At 34.0% G+C, this 20,308-nt stretch carries 19 protein-coding genes and 1 tRNA gene; 11 read left to right on the forward strand and 9 right to left on the reverse strand.

Annotation, left to right across the window (positions count from 1 at the left end; translation table 11 throughout):
* The first annotated feature begins 38 nt into the window (after positions 1–38).
* Entirely contained in the window at positions 39–3,200 is a 3,162-nt protein-coding gene (locus PHV37_08160; GenBank protein ID MDD3238052.1) for a zinc ribbon domain-containing protein, read from the forward strand.
* 60 nt (positions 3,201–3,260) lie between these two features.
* On the opposite strand, the gene PHV37_08165 is transcribed toward PHV37_08160, so the two are convergent.
* The 3 genes from PHV37_08165 to PHV37_08175 all read right to left on the reverse strand — a co-directional run bounded on the left by PHV37_08165 (position 3,261) and on the right by PHV37_08175 (position 6,919).
* Positions 3,261–4,634, reverse strand: coding sequence for an FAD-dependent oxidoreductase (locus PHV37_08165; protein ID MDD3238053.1), 1,374 nt, complete (start codon positions 4,632–4,634; stop codon positions 3,261–3,263).
* Positions 4,635–4,736: 102 nt separating this feature from the next.
* A complete protein-coding gene (gene acsC, locus PHV37_08170) occupies positions 4,737–6,026 on the reverse strand; it encodes an acetyl-CoA decarbonylase/synthase complex subunit gamma (protein ID MDD3238054.1) in 1,290 nt (429 codons plus the stop codon).
* Positions 6,017–6,919, reverse strand: a complete 903-nt coding sequence (locus tag PHV37_08175; GenBank protein MDD3238055.1) for a hypothetical protein — start codon at positions 6,917–6,919, stop codon at positions 6,017–6,019. The genes acsC and PHV37_08175 overlap by 10 nt, the downstream gene beginning before the upstream one ends.
* Before the next feature lie 369 nt (positions 6,920–7,288).
* Here PHV37_08175 and rlmH point away from each other — a divergent pair, with 369 nt between their 5' ends.
* Positions 7,289–7,759, forward strand: coding sequence for a 23S rRNA (pseudouridine(1915)-N(3))-methyltransferase RlmH (gene rlmH / locus PHV37_08180; GenBank protein MDD3238056.1), 471 nt, complete (start codon positions 7,289–7,291; stop codon positions 7,757–7,759).
* 3 nt (positions 7,760–7,762) lie between these two features.
* Here the strand turns inward: rlmH and PHV37_08185 are convergent, their stop codons facing one another.
* Positions 7,763–8,536, reverse strand: coding sequence for a hypothetical protein (locus PHV37_08185; GenBank protein MDD3238057.1), 774 nt, complete (start codon positions 8,534–8,536; stop codon positions 7,763–7,765).
* A 241-nt stretch (positions 8,537–8,777) separates the two neighbouring features.
* Here PHV37_08185 and rpmG point away from each other — a divergent pair, with 241 nt between their 5' ends.
* The 7 genes from rpmG (at position 8,778) to PHV37_08220 (ending at position 12,061) form a co-directional block, all read left to right on the forward strand.
* Positions 8,778–8,945, forward strand: a complete 168-nt coding sequence (gene rpmG / locus PHV37_08190) for a 50S ribosomal protein L33 (GenBank protein ID MDD3238058.1) — start codon at positions 8,778–8,780, stop codon at positions 8,943–8,945.
* 10 nt (positions 8,946–8,955) lie between these two features.
* Positions 8,956–9,028, forward strand: a tRNA-Trp gene (locus PHV37_08195).
* Positions 9,029–9,053: 25 nt separating this feature from the next.
* Entirely contained in the window at positions 9,054–9,281 is a 228-nt protein-coding gene (gene secE, locus PHV37_08200; GenBank protein MDD3238059.1) for a preprotein translocase subunit SecE, read from the forward strand.
* 101 nt (positions 9,282–9,382) lie between these two features.
* Entirely contained in the window at positions 9,383–10,021 is a 639-nt protein-coding gene (gene nusG / locus PHV37_08205) for a transcription termination/antitermination protein NusG (GenBank protein MDD3238060.1), read from the forward strand.
* Positions 10,022–10,092: 71 nt separating this feature from the next.
* Positions 10,093–10,518, forward strand: coding sequence for a 50S ribosomal protein L11 (gene rplK, locus PHV37_08210; protein MDD3238061.1), 426 nt, complete (start codon positions 10,093–10,095; stop codon positions 10,516–10,518).
* Between the two features lie 68 nt (positions 10,519–10,586).
* Positions 10,587–11,312, forward strand: coding sequence for a 50S ribosomal protein L1 (rplA, locus tag PHV37_08215; protein ID MDD3238062.1), 726 nt, complete (start codon positions 10,587–10,589; stop codon positions 11,310–11,312).
* A gap of 83 nt (positions 11,313–11,395) precedes the next feature.
* Positions 11,396–12,061, forward strand: coding sequence for a lysophospholipid acyltransferase family protein (locus tag PHV37_08220; protein MDD3238063.1), 666 nt, complete (start codon positions 11,396–11,398; stop codon positions 12,059–12,061).
* A 47-nt stretch (positions 12,062–12,108) separates the two neighbouring features.
* Here PHV37_08220 and PHV37_08225 read toward each other — a convergent pair whose 3' ends face one another.
* The gene (locus PHV37_08225; protein MDD3238064.1) at positions 12,109–12,861 is read right to left on the reverse strand and encodes a response regulator transcription factor; all 753 of its coding nucleotides are present in this window, start codon (positions 12,859–12,861) and stop codon (positions 12,109–12,111) included.
* Between the two features lie 236 nt (positions 12,862–13,097).
* Between PHV37_08225 and PHV37_08230 the strand changes: the two genes are divergently transcribed.
* Entirely contained in the window at positions 13,098–14,054 is a 957-nt protein-coding gene (locus PHV37_08230; protein ID MDD3238065.1) for a DMT family transporter, read from the forward strand.
* A gap of 92 nt (positions 14,055–14,146) precedes the next feature.
* Here the strand turns inward: PHV37_08230 and PHV37_08235 are convergent, their stop codons facing one another.
* The 4 genes from PHV37_08235 to PHV37_08250 form a co-directional block, all read right to left on the reverse strand.
* Positions 14,147–15,289 (reverse strand): DUF3060 domain-containing protein, encoded by a 1,143-nt coding sequence (locus PHV37_08235; protein MDD3238066.1) that lies wholly within the window; start codon positions 15,287–15,289, stop codon positions 14,147–14,149.
* A gap of 84 nt (positions 15,290–15,373) precedes the next feature.
* Positions 15,374–16,465 carry a carbohydrate kinase family protein gene (locus tag PHV37_08240; GenBank protein ID MDD3238067.1) on the reverse strand — a complete coding sequence of 364 codons (1,092 nt, stop codon included), beginning with the start codon at positions 16,463–16,465 and terminating at the stop codon, positions 15,374–15,376.
* A gap of 33 nt (positions 16,466–16,498) precedes the next feature.
* A complete protein-coding gene (gene xerD, locus PHV37_08245; protein ID MDD3238068.1) occupies positions 16,499–17,410 on the reverse strand; it encodes a site-specific tyrosine recombinase XerD in 912 nt (303 codons plus the stop codon).
* Positions 17,411–17,498: 88 nt separating this feature from the next.
* A complete protein-coding gene (locus PHV37_08250) occupies positions 17,499–19,331 on the reverse strand; it encodes a 4-alpha-glucanotransferase (GenBank protein ID MDD3238069.1) in 1,833 nt (610 codons plus the stop codon).
* Between the two features lie 304 nt (positions 19,332–19,635).
* Between PHV37_08250 and PHV37_08255 the strand changes: the two genes are divergently transcribed.
* On the forward strand, positions 19,636–20,295 hold the full coding sequence (locus tag PHV37_08255) for a YggS family pyridoxal phosphate-dependent enzyme (GenBank protein MDD3238070.1): 660 nt from the start codon (positions 19,636–19,638) through the stop codon (positions 20,293–20,295).
* Positions 20,296–20,308 lie beyond the last annotated feature (13 nt).

The raw sequence follows: 20,308 nt of genomic DNA on the forward strand, positions 1-20,308 counted from the left end.
TCTATATTGGATTTTCCTGTTATAATGATTTTTGTTAATTGAATTCAATATCAGGATACGAGATGATTTGTCCCAAATGCGGAAGCAAAATATCAGATAATACCTTGCGTTGTGCTAATTGTGGCGTAAAAGTTCAGATGCATTGCCCTCAATGTAATCAACTTAACCTTTTTGGTGCAAAATTTTGCTCGTCTTGCGGACTAGAACTTATAAAATTTTGTCCGGTCTGTAAAACGGCAAACCTCGGAAACGCTCTAAAATGCAGAAAATGCGGAGAATCGTTTCTGCAAGATATGATTAAAAATACTAAGCCTATATCTGATATGGAAGAACCTCAAAAAAAGGAAATACAAAAATCTTCAACAGAAGATAAAAATATTGATATATCAGAAATCCCTGATAACCTTGACAAATCTCACATAAAAGAAGAAAAACAAATTGAAAATACACAAACGCAAAATGAAGATGATTTCAAAATAGTTTATTATTCGCAAATTCAAGCAAATCAAAAAATAGTAAGCACAATTAAAAACGCTAAAGATAAAGCTATAATTGCTATTAACGGCTCTGAAGGAAGAGGAAAATCAATCGTACTTGATTACGTTAAAAATGAACTTCAAGAAGATAATATTTTGGTGCTTTTAGGCGAATGTAACCCTTTAACTCAAATTTCCAACTTTGGATTTATACAAGATTTATTCCTCAGATTTCTCTCACTTCCAGCTTTTATAACAGATGTTGAACTCTTTAGCAAAAATAACAAAAAAGTTTTTGAAAATGTATTTAACCAATTAAATTCAACTGAATTAGCTGATTTTATAAATTTTTTATACCCAACAAAAAAAGATAATTTTGAAAATATAATAATTAATCAAAACTCTCTGTTTGAAATTTTAGACAAAGCGTTTAATTCACTTCTTGCCAAAAATCAAGTTGTTGTCATTGCTGACGATTTTGACTTAATTGATGCATCTTCTTATGAATATTTAATGCACTTCTTGGAAAAATACGATATTCCTGACGAATTCAAGCTTCTTGTTGCATACAAAGACAAACGTGCAGCCCAAAGCTTCTTCTATTCTTCCTTCTTACCGGAATCTGTTTTTGAAAATATTTATTTGGACAAGCTATCTCTTGAACAAATCAAAACTTTTATCAGTAATTTTCTTAACGGTAGTATCGAGATTCTTCCTCAAAATATTTATGAACAAATCATCGAAAATTGCAGGGGAAACGCTTCTTATATCGAGCAGGTGATGGCTCTATTGCACAACAAAGGTTATCTCAAAGCAAGTGACGGCGTTATTAAATTCGCAAACGACTCACAAATCCCGCCACTACCACAAACTATTGATGCCGTCATACAAGAACGTCTTGACGAAAAATCAAATATTAATCAAGTAGCAAAAGAAGTTCTATTTGGGGCTGCAACTATCGGATACAAATTTGATATCCAAATTCTTGGTGCTGCCTTGGGGCTTGAACAACCACAACTTGAATCTATTTTAAGCCAACTTGTATCCCTTTTGTTTATAAAACAAATTACACCTTACACCTATGTTTTCAGAAGCTTATCGCTTTGGAAAAGAGTTTTTGAAATAACAAAACTTTCGCCTAAATATTATGAATTAAACCAACAACTTTATAACATTTTGAGCTCTTGCACTCTTTCAAACAGCTCTCTAAAAGCAATAATAGCTCAAAACCTCAACAACCCTCACCTTTTATTCGATATATGGCAATCAAACTCTGAATTGGCGGCTTTTGTTGGAGATATTAATCTTTTTGTAATAGAACAAAAACAATGCTTAAAAATATTAAACGATAATAATTTTGAAAACTCACAGATTTTATATAACGATATTTGCGAAAAAATCGGAAAACTCTTATATCAAAAAAATCCTGTAGAAGCCATTGAATACTTGTCCAATGTCATATCAAACGCAAAAAAAGCAGGCGACACAAACAGAATAATCGATTTGTGCGGATATGTCGTAAACAGTTGCTACTCAACAGGCAATTTCTATGGGGTTATCGAAGCTATAAACATGATTATAAACTTGGTCGGCGATATCATCTCACCTTCTGAAACGGCTCTTATAAAATCCAGAAAACTAAAAGCATTGTTTAAAATAGGCAACTGCGAAGAAGTCATAAACCTAATCAACAACGAAATTTTATCGGAACTTGAAAATGCTTTAGCTCGTCCTGAAACTCCTAAAAATAAATTAACATTGATTTATGAAAGCTGGCTAGAAACCAGTCTTACACTGGCTGACGCTTATTCTTTGCAAGGAAACTCCAAAGGATTTGAAATTATTGATAATATTTTAGAAATAATGCAAATCAACAAACTTGAAAGCAAATACTACCAAACTAAAGCAGCTTTAACAAAAGCACTCTCCTCTACGGTGTCAGGAAGAATTAAAAAATCTTACGACATTTTAAACGAAATAACAGAAGCTTATAAAAATGACGTTTTAAATCCTGAATTTTTATCTCAATGGAATTTAATATACATAATAAACGCACTTTTAACGCATAAATTTGACAATTTAAAAGAAGAATTATTCTCACTTGCAACCTTTGCAAACAACACAAATGACCAATTTACCAAAAATATAATTAAAACTATCCTTGGCTATATGCTTCAACGTGATGAAAATTACCAAAAATCACTTGAAATTTACAACGAAGAAGTTACTTATTTTGCAAAAGAAAAAATTGCAACAGGAGCTCTTTTATGCTGGTACTTTATTGCAACCAACACATTAACCATAGACGGAGCCGACAAAGCACTCGATATAGCATCAAGAGCTCTCGATGTGGCTCAAAACCCAAAAATCAATAACTACAATTTTATTGTATATTTGCAAAAATTTATTGCAGAAATCTATATAATAAAAGGTGACCTCGACGCAACAAAAATGTACCTTGAAAAAGCACTGCTAATCGCCAAACAATTCGGTATGAGCTACGCTCAAGTTGAGCTTTATTTAGCTTACGCTAAATACCTTGAAGAAGTAATATCAATTAAAGTTGTAAACAAGTCTGAAGTAGCTCAAAACACTCTACAAATGTTTGAATATGCTACAAGCATAGCTGTTGATTTAGATTTAGGAAATATGATTACTGAAGTAAACAAAGAAAAAGCAGCATTCAAAACCTATTGCCAATTGAATTCTATCGACATTAGATAAAATAAAAGACAGCTTTTTTTATTAAACTGCCTTTTATTATATCGATTAAATTGGGGGTTGTTATTTTCCGCAAATAACTCTTGCGACATGAACGCCTGAAGCTGATGCTTGAAGCAAGCCTCTTGTTACGCCTGCACCATCACCGATTGCGTATAGATTTTTTACGCCCTCTGTTTCAAGGTCAGTTGTTAACTTCACACGAGCACTATAGAACTTAACTTCTATACCGTACAACAATGTGTATCTGGAAGCTACTCCGGGTGCAATTTTATCTAACGCATAAAGCATTTCAATAATACTAAGCATTTGGCGATAAGGAATAACCAAGCTCAAATCCCCTGGTGTAGCACAAGCAAGAGTAGGCTTAATAATGCTTGAAGCAATTCTTTCAGGAGTAGAACGGCGACCATCAAGTAAATCACCAAATCTTTGAACCAAAACACCTCCTGATAGCATATTTGCCAATCTTGCAACATGTTGCCCGTATGCTATCGGCTCTTTAAACGGTTCTGTAAACTTTTTACTGACAAGCAATGCAAAATTCGTATTTGGAGTCTTTTTGTTTGCATAACTGTGTCCATTTACTGTTCCGATTCCATTGTAGTTTTCCATAACAACTTCGCCATTCGGATTCATGCAGAATGTTCTGACTTCGTCACCAAATGTCGGAGAATAATAAACCAATTTTGATTCATACAATTTATCTGTTATGTCTTGCATCACAGGAGCAGGAAGCTCAACTCTGACACCAATATCTACGGCATTACTTACCATACCGATTTTATTTTCGGCAAATTCTTTAGTTAGCCAATCAGCACCTTCACGCCCTGGAGCTATGATGATATTATCGGCATATATAGTTTGATTGTCAGAGGTCGTAAAACCTTTTACTTGCTCATTTTCTACAATCAAATTTTTAGCACTTACGTTATTTAAAATAGTAATTTTATCAGATAAATAATCTTGCATATGTTTCAAAACATGCAAGCTTCTTTCTGTTCCAAGGTGACGTACCGGAGAGTGGATAAGCTTCAATTCAGCCATTGTGGCTTTTCTTTCAATGTCTGCAAAAGTTGATTTGTCTAATCCGAAGATTTCATCAGTTGCACCATGTTCAAGATAAAGTTCATCAGCATATTTCAATAGGTCTTCGACCTTATTTCTTTCCATATATTCGGTCAAATGGCCGCCGACGTCAGGAGTAAGAGTTAATTTTCCGTCGGAAAAAGCACCGGCTCCGCCCCAACCACAAAGAAGACCGCACTTTTTACACTTAGGACATTGAGCGTAACCTTCTCTTAAAAGGCATTTTCTTTTTTCTATTTTTTGCCCTTTTTCAACGATAACAACTTTCCAATCGGGCTTCAACTTAACTATTTCAAGAGCAGAAAAAATCCCTGCAGGTCCTGCCCCAATTATAGCAACATTATACATTCCTATCTCCATCTCTTTTTAATCACAGCGGTAATTACTCACCATTAGACAGTTTAACTTAAACAAAAGAAGATTTAAATAAAAGCGATACAAATCTTAAAACTACATAACGTTATTTTTTACAAAATCAGGTAATTTATACGCCTCATTGGGTCCTACGATTATATCCCAGCCATCAATTGCTTCTTCCAAGTCTTCTTTCAGGTGAGCTAAAAGTCCGGGGATAATTATTTTTTTATTTTTTACAGTTTTTAAAATCTCAGAATTTTTAATCATTTTAGCAGCTATTTCAGGCGTAAATTTTTCAGCAGACCAAGCCGTCAAAACGCTCATGCCGTCAGATGGTGTTATAACTAGATATGTAGAAAAAGGAGAAGACTCAACTTCGCTCAAAACAGCAAAATATGTAAGTGCAAAGTTTGTAGTCATCATGACTATTGCATTTTCGTCAGGCTCGTTTACCTCATACACTTTTGATTCAACCTGCAGCGGTTTTTGAGGGTCGGTATAAATGTTTTGCCTCAAGGTTAAAAGCGTAGTCATCATTGCTTCATCAAATTCATCTAGGATAATAATATTTGCATATCGGCAAATCAATGACGCTGCCCAAGCAGCTGTTTTATATACATTTTTCTCTTTTATGTGAACCATTACAGGGTATGTAAAAGGCTCATTTTTATCTAAAACTGCAAGCCGCCTGATGTAAGTCAAGGCTTCCACGCTTTCTTTAAGAGATTTGTTTGAAATATCAAAATCTAAAATTATATTTTTCTTACCTTCATCGATTAATTTCTGAGAAGCAAGGCTCAACTCATCGAGCGAAGAAGCTTTAGCAGTCAAGATATCGCCGACTTTAGAATTTCTCATTATCGGATTAAAATTTTTCAAGTCGTTAAAAACTTTTTCGTCATCAGTATTAAGAATCAAAGAAAAACCTGCACTTATTACTTCTTTAGCACATTTTTCGACATCATTGTCACCAATTAAATTAATTGCATCAACCTTAAAAAGTTCTCCTATTCTGTCAATCGAGTAGTTTTTAATTTTTTTAAGTTTTTCAAAAAATTCCTTGTCACAACAATCCAAAGTAACAGCGAAAACTGTTTTATTTACAAAAGTTTTTTGATGGCGAAACATAACGGTTTCACCGCCGGTTTTTAATGATTTATTTACGCCAAATTGAATTTCATGTTGTTGAATTTTCAAAGCAGATTCAAGAATTTCGACAAGTTCCGATGGAGCCTTAGAGCATTTGTCAATAGCTATTTGTTTTTTAGCGACTTTTAACGCAAACGCCATGCAAGTAGGGCATCCACATTCTTTGCAATTTGCACCTTGTATTTTTTTACCGGCAGGAAGATATTTGAAGATTTGTAATCCACTTAATTCCATATAGTTTCCTTTAAAATTTCAACAGATTTTGGGTGTTTCAAGACGACAACATTTGCACCTGCTGAAATAATGGCACCAGCTGTTGCAATCTCCCACATCAAAGCTCTTGAACCATAATCGCCCCAGTTTGCGTCATATTTATCAGATTTAGCTTCTTTAACCTTAAAAGTTTCTTCGCCGACAAAACTAATAATTGGCATATTCAACATTTCATCGCCGCTTAACCCTGCTTCTTTAATTTTTTCGATTATACTATAGCCATAATCAAGCCCATAGCCTAATGCTCCCAAATCAGGATCTATCAAAATTTTATCGGTTTTTAAGCCCAAATCTTCTGTCAAAATATTCAACTCTTTTGCAAGATTTATATCAATCGGAGAACGCAAGGCTAAAATGTGATTATTTTTAATAACCGCAGGCACAATCTCAGAATAAGTAGACTCCTCTGCAAAAGCAATAACGCAAGGGGTTTTGACATTTAAAGCAAGCTCTTTTAACAAAATTTTATCAACGTTTTTATTGTTGCACCCCTTTAAAATAATGGGTTTTGTGGAGTTTTTGACAACATCTTTTATTACAGGAAGTGCCGCTTCTACTCCACCTTGAACCTTTTCTTCATCAAAATCAAAAGAGATACAAATAATATCGCACGGCAAATTTTCAGAAAAATGAAAAATATCATCGAAACTTTTACAACCATCAAAAGCGTTTTTGATGGCATCTGCTTCATTTTGCAAATCAAAAAATGGTATTTCTAAAGCAAAGTAAGGCTTGGAGCTATTTGAATTTTCACTCATATAGCTAAGAGCTCTGTCGGAACCGATATTCAACCCGCCAAGCTTTACAGCCCTGACACCTGTCTTTATTTCATATTTTGGCAAATCTATAACCATGTAAACAATGGTAAGTATAAATCAACAAGCTGTCAAATCTTAAAGATTTATTTATCAAAAATTTTAATTCAATTATCCCCAAGTCTCTTTATTTTGAACTAAACACAAGAAAAATAGTTTTTTATTTTTGTTGATACAAATGGAGAAAAGGGTCCAAATGAATTAACGCTAAACAGCGATAATGTAAAAGGCATTTTTGTGATTTATTCAAAAGCTTGTATAAATTGACGACAAAATAGTCAAGAGGTGTTCATCAAGGAAGATGTAACTCAAATGGACTACTCAGCCTGTGTTCCTGTTGATTATGACGAAAATGAAGATATACCAAAAGTTTTACCTCGTCCTTGATATTTGCTATATAATCATTCTATGAACATCAAAATCATTGCAACAGGCAAAATAAAAGAAAATTTTATGAAAGACGCTATAAAAGAATACGAAAAACGTCTTACACCATATTGCAGCCTTTCTGTTCTCGAAATCCCCGCTGAGACAATCTACGACGAAAGTCTCGCCGAAAAATATATGGAAGCTGAAGCTCAAAAAATTCTCCAACAAATAAAGCCCGACAGCTACATAATTACACTCGAAATCAAAGGCAAAAATCTATCGTCAGAAGACTTTGCTCAAAAAATAAAAGATATTTCAAACTCAGGTATCAATGAACTTGTATTTATCATTGGTGGTGCAAATGGTCTCCACAAAAGCGTTACAGAGCTGTCAAACTTCAAATTGAGTTTTTCTAAAATGACTTTTACCCACCAAATGATAAGGTTAATCCTGATTGAGCAGATTTACCGCTCTTACAAAATTAACCTTAACGAACCTTATCACAGATAATCTCTATTTTTTATATTGTGCGTTATATATTTTCAACGCCTCTTTTTGCAAATCTGTCATTTTTACCCCCTTAAAGGCATCTGCCTCGTCAGAAGTAATTTTTCCGTCGTTTTTGCCATTGCTCATTTTGTCCGCTACAAGCATATAGCTTGCGTATTCTTCAGCAGAAACAGACTTTTTCTTTCCGTCTAAATCGAGTTTTTCAAAATTGTCTGTTAAAAAAGAATTGTCAGAAATATATGAAGAAACTTCTGCCGTATTTAAATTTAATTTTTTCCCCTGAAATCCGTCTTCCGGATGAGCATTTGCAAAACTTTTTTCAACAGCTGCAATATCTGCTTTTGCATAATTTAAAGCAGAATTATATAAGTCGTCACCATCTTTTTTGAACTGCAAACCACCGTTTTTTGCAATATTTTCACTTAAAATATCCGACTGTGTATAAGAATCCTCCGCCAAAGAATCCTTTAAAACACTGTTTTTGAATACATTATCTGATTTTTTGCCAAAAATACTGCCGATTTTTTCAAATATATTAGACTTTGCATTTTTTGATGTAACCTGACTTCTGCCATTAGAATCGAAACTGTTTGTGAGTTTTGTAAAATCTTCTAAAGCAACAGTAACGCCTGTTTTATCATCAATATTTGCTGCCTTTTTATCCGCAGCATCAGCTAAAGGTGTGATTTCTTTATCTGAATCGTACTTGCCTGCAGAAGAAACCTTTCCAATAGCCCTAAATATATCACTTTGATTTGCACCAATGTCATAACCCATGTTAAAAATCCCCTTCTTAAAAATATAATCCCCGTATGTATATATAAAAACAATTGCAAGTATTGAATTGCCTTGCGAAACAAAAGATTTCAATTTGTAAACAAAATGTTTTAATTTTTTTATGTTTGCGATATAGTCTTATTACGCATAGACAAACGCATAGAATGTAAAGAATAAAACAGCATTCTATAAATTTGCCTTGTTTACAAAGTACGACACATTTAATTTATGTAGGTGAAAAATGGGCATAAAAGGAAAAAATGACAAAATGGTAGTTCTAGCTTGCGAAGACTGCAAAAGAAGAAACTACACTACAACTAAAAACAAAAAAACTTTGAAAGAAAGAATGGAACTTAAAAAATATTGTCCGTTCTGCAAAACACACACCGTTCACAAAGAAACAAAATAAGCTATAAAAAGCGTCCTTAGTTCAGTTGGTAGAACGTCGGTCTCCAAAACCGGATGTCGAGGGTTCGAGTCCTTCAGGGCGCGTTTTAAAAATAGAGTAGAGGTATTAATGACTGGTTCTAATAAAGATCAAACTTCATTAAAAGATGGTTTAATTAACTATTTTAAAGGCGTCCGCTTGGAATGGGGCAAAATTACTTGGCCTGAAAAACAACAAGTCGTCGTCGAAACTATCTACGTGATTGTAATCGTTTTCGTTTTTACAATCCTCGTTCTTTTATTGGATCTGTTATTTAAAGGTTTCTTCGATATGATTAAAGGTATCGCTGGAAACTAATTTGTGCGAGTAAATTCGTTTTAAATGAATGGCTCAAACCACATTAAACAAAGTGAGCTATATAAAGATTAGCACGCTCGATTAAATAGACAGGACACAAAATGACTAAAGATAATAATGAATTAATTGAAAATCAAGCTGAAGAATCAGCAACTGAAGCTTTAGCTGCTGAAAAAGATGCAGAATTTAAAAGCTCCATCAAAGAAACTAAAGCTCCTCAAAAAAGATGGTACGTCGTTCATACTTATTCTGGACACGAAAACAAGGTTAAAGTTAATCTCGAAAAACGTATCGAATACATGAACATGGCAGAAAAAATCTTCAGAGTGGAAGTCCCTCAAAAAACTATCACTAAAGTGAAAGATGGCAAAAAACAAGACAGAGAAGAAAAAATCTTCCCTGGATATGTTCTTGTTGAAATGATTATGGATGACGACAGCTGGTACGTCGTAAGACATACTGCCGGCGTTACAAAATTCGTTGGCTCCAGCAAAAGACCTATTCCTGCTAAAGACAGCGAAATCAAAAAAATTATTAACAGGACTCAAGGTTCAACTACAAAAATTGAACTTGATGTTAAAATCGGCGACAAAGTTAGAATTGTTTCAGGTCCGTTTTCTGATTTCATCGGAGATATTACTGAAGTATATCCTGACAAATCTAAATTGCGTGCTACAGTCTCTATCTTCGGTAGAGAAACTCCTGTTGAATTAGAGTATAAACAAATTCAAAAAGTATAAGCTACTGAATAACTGATAAACTGTGGAAGGGGGCTCTAAAGCTCCTGCTAGACCACGAAAGGAGAAATAAAATGGCAAAAAAAGTAGTAGGAAAAATTAAACTTCAAATTGAAGCCGGAAAAGCTAATCCGTCACCTCCGGTTGGTCCAGCTTTGGGACAACATGGTGTTAATATTATGGATTTCTGTAAACAATTCAACGCTAAAACAGAATCTCAAGCCGGCTATATTATTCCGGTTATTATTGATGTTTATGAAGACAGATCTTTCTCATTCATCATCAAATCACCTCCGGCTGCTGTATTAATTAAAAAAGCTCTTAATATACCAAAGGGTTCAGCTACTCCAAATAAAACTAAAGTCGCTGAAATCACTAGAGCTCAACTTGAAGACATCGCTAAAATTAAAATGAACGATTTAAATGCAACTACCATGGATGCAGCTGTTGAAATGCTTAAAGGTTCTTGCAGAGCTATGGGCGTTACGGTCGCTGACTAGTAACATTTTTAATTACAACTATTAACGTGGAAGCTGAATAAGCGCTATTACCACGAAAGGAGAATAAAATGGCAAAATTAACTAAAAAACAACAAAAAATTGCAGAAATAATGGAAGGTTTTGAACAACCTGCATCTTCTATTGAAGCCTTGAAAATGATTCAAAAAGTTTCTAAAGAAGTTGCTAAGTTCAACGAAACTGTTGAATGTCACATGCGTTTAGGCATAGACGTTAAACACGCTGACCAACAAGTAAGAAGCACAACTGTTCTTCCTGCCGGCTTAGGTAAAGAAGTAAGAGTTTGCGTTATCGCTAAAGGACCTAAAGCCTCTGATGCTAAAGCTGCTGGTGCTGATGAAGCAGGTGCTGAAGAAGTTATCGAAAAAATCGAAAACGGTTGGTTTGAATTCGATACCCTTATTGCAACTCCTGATTGCATGGGCATGTTAGGTAAATTGGGTCGTGTTTTAGGACCTAAAGGCTTGATGCCAAACCCTAAAACTGGTACTGTTACACCTGATGTTGCTAAGGCAGTTAAAGATGCTAAAGCTGGTAAAGTTGAATTCAGAGCTGACAAACAAGGTATGATTCACGTTCCTATCGGAAAAGTTGATTTCACAGAAGAAGACTTGGTTAAAAACTTCATGACATTGGCTGACGCTATCATTAAAGCTAAGCCATCTTCTGCTAAAGGTACTTATCTAAAATCAGCATTCATCACAACAACTATGGGGCCAAGCATTAAACTTGACGCTAGAAACCTAGTTGCTGAAGTTAAAGAATATTCTTTATAATTTTCTAAAAAAAACAAAGAGACGCCTAAACAGATTAAGCGTCTCTTTTGCTTTATGTATCAGTTTAGTGTAAAGTAGGTATTATGCCAACATTCAAAGGAAAAATACAAATATTTATCTTATCAAATCTTGTCAAATTAATGTTTGAGATGACAACAAGATTAACCTTATTTAAAAATTCTAACTACCCAAAAGAAAAGCCCTGCATATATGCTTTGTGGCATGCACACCAATGTGCTTTATATGCAAATAAAGAAAAATCAAAACTGCACGTTTTAATCAGTCCATCAAATGACGGTGAGATAATAGCAAGAGGCGTTCACCATGTCGGAATAAACACTGTAAGAGGTTCCAAAGGTAGACAAGGCGTATCTTCAACAATGCAACTTTTAGAAAAGCTTGAAAACGGCGACTCTATTGCTATAACCGTAGATGGTCCAAAAGGTCCTAAAAGAGTCGTAAAAGATGGAATAATAAACATTGCAAAAATGTCACAAATACCTATAATTCCGGTTCTTTGGTATTCACCTTCACCAAATTTTCTTAAATTCAAATCTTGGGACGAATTCAGATACCCAATAGGTTTATGTAAAACGGTAGCCTTATATGGCGACCCGATTTATGTACCCTCTGATGCGGATAAAGAAACTATTGAAAAATACAGATTATTACTTGAAAACAAAATGCAAGATATATACAAAGATTTAAAAGCCAATTTTAAAAAATATTTAAAACAAAAAGACCTCTAAAATGAGGTCTTTTTATTATATCTGATTATTAAACAGCTAACTTGTAATTATGCTATTCTTTGGAACATATAACCAATTCCACGAGCTGTAAGAATCAATTCAGGATTAGCAGGGTCAGTTTCTAATTTAGAACGCAATCTCGAAATATGAACATCAACAACTCTGGTATCAATGCGATGATCAGGTGGATAAGCCCACACGTGTTGTAGAATTTCGTTTCTTGAATAAGCTTGACCTGAGTTATTAACTAGAAGTTCAAGAAGGCTGAATTCCATGCCTGTCAATCTGATACGTTCATTTTTTCTAAAAACTTGACGTCTGGCTGTATCAATTTTGATATTGCCTGTAGTAATAACATTTTTAGCGACTTTACCTGTCGGAGCAAGTGTTTCTTTGCTGGTAGTTCTTCTCAAAACAGATTTAACTCTAGCTTCAAGTTCTTTGGGGCTGAATGGTTTGATAACATAATCATCAGCACCGAGTTCAAGACCGGTAATTCTCTCTGATACGTCACCCAAAGCTGTAAGAATAATAATAGGTACATCAGAAGTACGTCTGACTTCTCTGGTAACACCATAGCCATCTACTTTTGGCATCATTACATCAAGAACAATTAAGTCAGGATTATATTTATTGAAAGCAGCGATAGCTTCTTCCCCGTCAGCAGCGGTAATAATATCATAACCAATCATCTTAAGGCGGGTTTCTAAGATTCTTCTAATGCTGGCTTCATCATCAGCAACCAATATTTTTTGGCGAGAGTCTTGTTGTTCACCTTGTATTTCATTATTTTCTGTCATATTGCGAACCCTTTTAATTGTCACACTTATGTAAATTATAATACAAAATCAAATATATTACAAAATATTTCTTTTGTATAGATATATTAATATCTATTTCAAAAATTTAATCCGATTTGTTTAGTCTTATAGAATTAAATATTTATTAAAATATACTCTTATTGAATTGATTTTTCAATACTTTTATTAAAGAATGTTGTTTATCGAGTTAGCAAGGCAAGGAAATTTTGTATGAAATGAAAGATTTATTATCCAAATACAAAAATCAAAATGAAATCTTTGCCTATATATCGCTGTTCATAGCGGTAATTCTTTATGGTACAACACTTACTGCAACTAAAGTCTGCTTAACTTTTTATTCTACGCCCGAACTTATGACTTTTAGAATGCTAATTTCTGCATTTTTGTTTTTACCATTCTTTTTCACAACATACAAAAACGTTAAAATTGAAAAATTGGACTTGAAATTTGTTTTATTGATGATGATTTGTGAACCTTGTTTGTATTTTTTATTTGAAACTAATGCTCTTAAATACACCTCGTCTGGTCAAGCGGGTATTGTAAGTGCTCTAGAGCCTATATTTATTGTTATCGGAGCAAGAATAATACTTAAAGAAAAGCTTCCGAAAATAGCCTATTACGGCTTGTTTATAGCGATAATCGGATCTGTGTTTTTAAGCTTGGCATCAGACGTAAACGAACAAGCTCCCAATCCGATTTTCGGTAATTTTTTAGAGCTTTGTGCAATTATATTGACGGATACAAGTATAATCACTACAAAATATTTAATGGACCGATATCCTCCATTTTACCTTGCAGGAATATCTGTTATGGGCGGTGCCGTATTTTTTGTTTTGCTAAACTGGATTCAAGGCGGCAGCTTTGCAATTATACCTAATATCAGTGCTATTATTGTACTTTATCTCGGCATATTGACAGTAATTGCCTATGCTTTATACAATTTTTCGATTTGCACTTTATCTGCAAGTAAAGCCTCTCCTTTTTTATTTTTGCTACCTGTAGCAGCGGTATTTTTCGGCTGGTTTTTCTTGGGAGAAACCTTCAACCTTTGGCAACTCGCAGCTTGCTCTTTTATTTTCGGAGGCATCTATATCAGCCAGCTTAAAGACAGAAAAAAGATTATAAAAATCGGTCGTTTTATTCAAAACCGAAAAAAAAGCATAAAAAAATAGCAGTAAAGAGTATTTACTGCTGAGAGTTTCGTTTTTATTTATATTGCAACTTCGAAACAAAATCGTCGCAATATCAGTTATTAATTGATTTTTTATTTTGTAAAGAAATTATTTGCATCATCGACAGCAATTTCCAAACCGTTAGTTGCAATAATTTTGTTGTTACCGTCGCCGACAGTTATATCAGCCTTGCCATCGGTATTAGCAAAAATGTTATTGTTTCCGTCGCCACTGTCAATGTTCAAGTTTTTGTTGCCTGAAATGACTGCTTTTAAGCCATCAATAGTTGTTTTATCTTTTAAGTAACTAACAAAATCCGTATATGCACCACCTGATATTGCAAAATCTAATGTTGAAATATAATCGTTACCAGAGCCGGTTTTGATGGTAATATCATCACCACTAACTACTACTGAATTGTCACCATCGCCTGCATCAATGTTCGTACCGTTTCCGATTGCTACAATTTGGTCTTTGCCATCGCCTGTTAGTATATTATTAATATTTCCGATGCTTAATATTGAATTGTCGCCATTTGTAGCAGCGATATTATTTTTATTACCGGTTACATTGATAATATTTTTTCCGTCTTCTGCTTCAATGTTGTTTGAATCACCTTTTGCAACAATTTGATTATTTCCGGCCATCACATCAACTGCATTTTCGTTGCCGGTTACTGATATTTTATTATCGCCGAAAGTTGTTTCAATATTATTTGAATTACCTGCCGCTATAACGGTATTGTTACCAATAGCTAAGTTTACTTTATTTTTGTCGCCGGTAACTGAAACTTTATTGTCGCCGGAAACGCCCAATATTGTATTTGAATTGCCGGCTGAAACTATTGTATTATCACCACTCGCAACAGAAACTTTGTTATTATCGCCTGTTGTTGAAATTTTATTATCGCCGGTTACAGCCGTAACTGTGTTTCCGTCACCTTGAGAAATAATTGTATTATTTCCGTTTGCGACAGTTACTTTATTATTATCACCTGTTGTAGCAATCTGATTATTTCCGCCGTTTGATTCAATTCGAGAGCCATTACCTTTAGAAACCAACAAATCATTGCCTTCACCGCTTAAAATAATTGATGAATCAGCATCCATTAGAACCGTATCATTTGCGGAACCACCTACAAATAAGTTGAATTCGCCTTTCTTTTCGTTAGTTTGAGAGGCGTACTTAACTGCATTTGTATTTGCGTTATTCATCATACTTAGTCTTGAAATCATAATGCACCTTACACGTTGTACACACATATATAAAAACAAAAAATATATACCGATTACATAAAGTTGCTATATTGTTACATTCGTTTACATTTTTAAATTCGAATTATCACTATTATCTATTGTGATATCAAAATGACATTTATCAACAACAAAATCAGGAGACTCATTCAATTTTTTCTCAATCTCTGAAAAAGTTAAAAATCCTTCTTGTGCTCCAAATTTAGAAACCGCAGCAGCAGCGTTTATTGAAGCATATTTGAGAGATTTTTCTATATTATTGTTAGTTTTCATTAATGAAGCTACAAAGGTTGAAGAAAAAGCATCTCCGGCTCCTAATGTACTTACAACATTTGCCGGAAATTCAGGACAACGATACAAGGTATTGCCGTCATAAGCATAAACTCCGTTTTTGCCATCTGTTATCATTACAATTTTCGGATGAGAAGCTTTGATAGACTTTAACATCGCCATTACATCAGGATGAACTAAATTTCTTGAAAATTTTTCCTCTTTTGTATCGGGACGAACTTTTATACCAGTAAGCATGGACGCTTCTTCTAAATTCATTGTTATGACCTCTGCCGTGCTTAAAACTTTTGCAAGTTTGTCAACTCCTTGTTTTATACTGCTTGTTCCGAGATTAATTGCGGTTTTGACGCCATTTTCTTCAGCAAAAACAGCTATCTCATCTAAAACCTCTCTTGAGTGCCCATTTAATGGTGCGATATAAAGCCATTTTGATTTTTTTATAGCATCAAAATTTATATCTTTAGTAGTAATTGTTGCATTTGGACCTCTATGTGCAAGAACGGTTCTATCGCCTTGAAAACTCGTTAATATAACTGAAAAGCCCGTAGTTGAATCATTACACATCTTAACATTTGAAGTATCTACTTTGAATTTAACTAAATTATCAACGACGGTTTTGCCTTGATTATCACTTCCGATTTTAATTATTGTAGATGTTTTTAACCCTAAGTTTGAGAAGTTTGTCGCCGTATTAACAGCTCCACCACCCGTTGAAGATTTAAAATTGTCAATTTCAATTTTGGCACCGTAAGGATAAGCCATAAACTCAGCTGAATCTTTCATAGATGTGACAGAAACGATTTTTGCAGCATCAGTTTCTATAAAAGCATCCATTGTTGCACTTCCGATTGTTATTACATCAAACATTTTTTATCCTTCATCTTATTAAATATATTCATTTTATTTCGCCCTCGGGTGAGCCGAATTGTACGCCTGTTTAAGACGTTCGGTAGTAACATGGGTATATATTTGGGTGTTGCTTATGCTACTGTGACCTAAAAGTTCTTGTACAACCCTCAAATCAGCTCCTTTTTCAAGAAGCTTTGTTGCAAAGCTATGTCTAAAGACATGAGGCGTAACATCTTTCGGTAACTTTATTTTTTCAACTACATCTTTTATTGCCAATCTTACACTTTGAGGTTGAAGTCTATATCCTGTCTTGTTTATAAATACAGGACTTTCCTCAGTAGGTTTTTCTTTGTTACCTTCTTTTTGCACCATATAACGTGCAGTTTTTATATATTTGTTTAAAAATTCCTTTGCCTTGTTAGAAACAAGAACGATTCTTTCTTTACCGCCTTTACCCAAAACTCTTATTTCGTTATTTTCTAAATTAAGGTCTTCAAAATTCAGTCCGCTTAATTCCGAAATACGCATGCCTGTAGCATATAGAAGCTCTAATATTGTCCGATTTCTATACCCGGAGGGCGTTTCAATCTTGATATTGTTTAGAATTTGGTCAATTTCTTCTTGGGTGAGGAATTTTGGCAACGGCTTACCTCTTTTTGGAGCGTGAATTCCCAGTGCGGGGTTTGCTTCAATAATTTTTTCACGATACAAGAAACGATAAAAAGTCCTTAGGGAAGCAATTTTTCTTGCCGTCGTTGTCTTTGTATAATTAAATTTTTGTATAAAAAGCAAAAATTCTTTAAAAGTTTTATAAGATACAGAAGTAACATCCTCCTCGTTTAACCAAACCAAAAAATCCAATACATCGGAATGGTATGCTTTTAGAGTATGTGGGGAAAAATTTCTTTCTACCTCAAGGTAGAGTGCAAAATCTTTTAAGTATTGAGTTGAATTTTTATTCATAATTCCCATCAAAGACAAGTGCCTAAACTGATTATACATCATTTTAGACACTTGTTAAAATAATAAATTAAATTTTAATTTAAATGAACTAGATTACGCTTTTATTTGCACCAAGTTTTTTGTTAGCCTCAGCTTCTGTCATTGGTCCGTTTTGTTCAAGTATTGAAGCAACTTTATGCAATTTTTCTTTGACCTGCCACTCACCTTTACCGGTAATTTCCATAGCGTCAGCCATTGCTCTTGCTGCGTTCAAGCCTTTTCCTTGGGTTAAATTTTTATGGTAAGCTTCTTCATAATTATCAGGAATTCTCAATGTCCAATTAACAGGATTGCCTCCGTTTTGGTCATTAAATCTACCGTCTACACCTACTGCATCAAAAGCTGTAAAGAAGTTATTTCTTGCGGTAAATAGTTCTGCCCATTTAGCTCTCATGAATTTTGCAGGGCTTGATTTTAATTCACCTTCATTGAAAATATGAAGATTTTTAGCCAAGACAGGAGCTTGCTCCCCTCTTTTGACATTAGCAATATCTTGTAGACCGATATCATCATGAGTACCTAACCCAAAGGTAAATTCGTTAGGTCGTAAACCCTCGTTAGTATAGAATTGAACAGAGCCCCAACCAGGATTTTGATAGATAGAATGGTGAATTTGAGTTCTGCCTTTTAACAAATTATCTTTATGATTTACCGGACCGCCAAGCATTTCATATGTGATATTTTCTTTGTTTGTACCATGTTTTTGAGCAGTTTTTTCTATCAAATTAAAGATTTTATCACCTTCATATCTGTCACGGTCTTTGCGAGGTGCCTGTCCTTCTTTTTGTTCGTAGATATATGGTTGAACAAGTTCCCACGCAGCATCGACTCTGGCACCATCATATTTAGTAAAGAAAGTGTCTAATTTGTGAGTCAACAATTTTTCAGATTCTGACGTTCTGCCTCCATTACCTATAGAATCAAAATCTATAGCTGGCAATCCCCAAGCATTGACGCTTCCACCTTCTCCTGAACAGCCGATATATTTGTCAGACATAAAAGCTGATTGGAACGCCCAATTTTCTCTAGGTGAAAACCCTACTAAGCAATCACCTGCAACTTTTATATTTTCAGAATTTAATGCTTGTTTTGTTTCTTGTTGTTGTTCATTTGCAACAAATTGAACGAAATTGTTATATCCGATTGTGTCTGAATATTCTTCTTCTAATTCAGAAATTCTATCGTTTACTTTGGCTTTAGGATATTTTCCTGAGAATAAATTTTTATCTAAATCGTCATCCCAATTTTTCCAGTAATCATTGCCATGTTTTTCACTCAATGCTTCATATAATGAATCTCTTTGAAGCCATTCAGTATCATCAGAGTTCATAAAATCATTATATTTAATCTTCAAATCTGAACTATCATCAAGTTTTTGGAAATTAGAATACGCTTTTCTTAATGCTTTTTCTTGAACGCCATCAACACCTAAAACTGAATCAAAATTGACATTATTTGTATTTTTTTCTTTTGCTGCAGCTTTAAATTCTTTTTGAGGCAAAATTGAATTAAATTCGGGTTGAGTTAGTTTTTCAAGATCGATTAAATGCGGTCCGACAGCAAAAACAGACCCTGAAAAAGGTGATTTGTTACCTTTTGAGATAGTTCCTTGAGGTAGATATTGAACGAAAGTTATACCTGTCATTTTTTTCATAAATTTTATAAAATCTTGACCTGATTTAGAAAAAGAAGTTCCTATACCTGTATTTTTGCCTTTTTCTTGAGGCAACGCTGTGTCAGGGGTAATCATATAAGTATCACCGGTTCCTAAAGATTTTCTTGCTTGCTTCATCAAGACTTGATATTCACGATTTTCTTCGGTAGTTAAAGCTCTTCCGAAAGACGGTTTTGTCACATTTGAATTAATACTTGAAACTTTCATTACAATTACACTCCTATAAACACATATTTTTGAACGTACATAAAGAAAAAAGTTGCTAATCGCAACGTAAAAACTTTACTTTGTGTAATAAATTTATAGCAGAGTTAGCTATGCAAGTCGAAAGTTTAAGTTTTATTAAGAAGGCGAAAACCATGGTCAATCCATGAACCACATGGGATTAGAGGTATTTTAATATATTCATCTATTTGTTGAGTATGCAATTTGTTGTCCATTATAAAATCTTACATTATAATAATTAAAGTGTTTAAGAGGCCATGACTTAGGGGAGAGTTTTTTAAACCTAATGAACAAATTAGTAGAAAATATTGAGCTGATTAAATCACAAATCGAACCTTATACACCAAAAATAGTGGCGGTAACAAAGTATTTTGACGAAAATGCGATTATCGAATATCACAAAGCAGGATTCAGAGATTTTGGGGAAAATCGAGTTCAAGACGCTTTAGCTAAAATGGAAAAGCTTCCAGCTGAAATATTGGCTGATAGCAGGTTCCATCTGATTGGTCATCTCCAATCAAGAAAAGTGAAATCTATCATCGGAAAATTCGACCTTATCCACTCCGTAGATTCACTCAAATTAGCTAAGATAATCGATGAAGAAGCTAAAAAACAAAAAATCGTTCAAAAAATTCTTTTGCAAGTAAACAATGCAAACGAAGAACAAAAATACGGGTTTTCGACAAATGATTTAAAAGCTTGTTTTAAAGAAATAACAGAACTAAAGAACATCAATGTACTTGGATTAATGAACATTGCACCTTTAACTCAAGACCAAAAATTGTTGCATTCTTTATTCGCAAATATCAAACATTTAAAGGATGAATTAGCATCTGAATTCAAGGTAGAATTAAATGAGATTTCGATGGGAATGAGCAATGATTTCAAAATCGCTTTGGAAGAAGGCTCGACAATCATCAGATTAGGTAGAATATTATTTAAATAAACATAATGGGGAG

Source organism: Candidatus Gastranaerophilales bacterium (genome assembly GCA_028693235.1).
In the GTDB taxonomy this organism is placed as follows: Bacteria; Cyanobacteriota; Vampirovibrionia; order Gastranaerophilales; family Gastranaerophilaceae; genus JAQUVW01.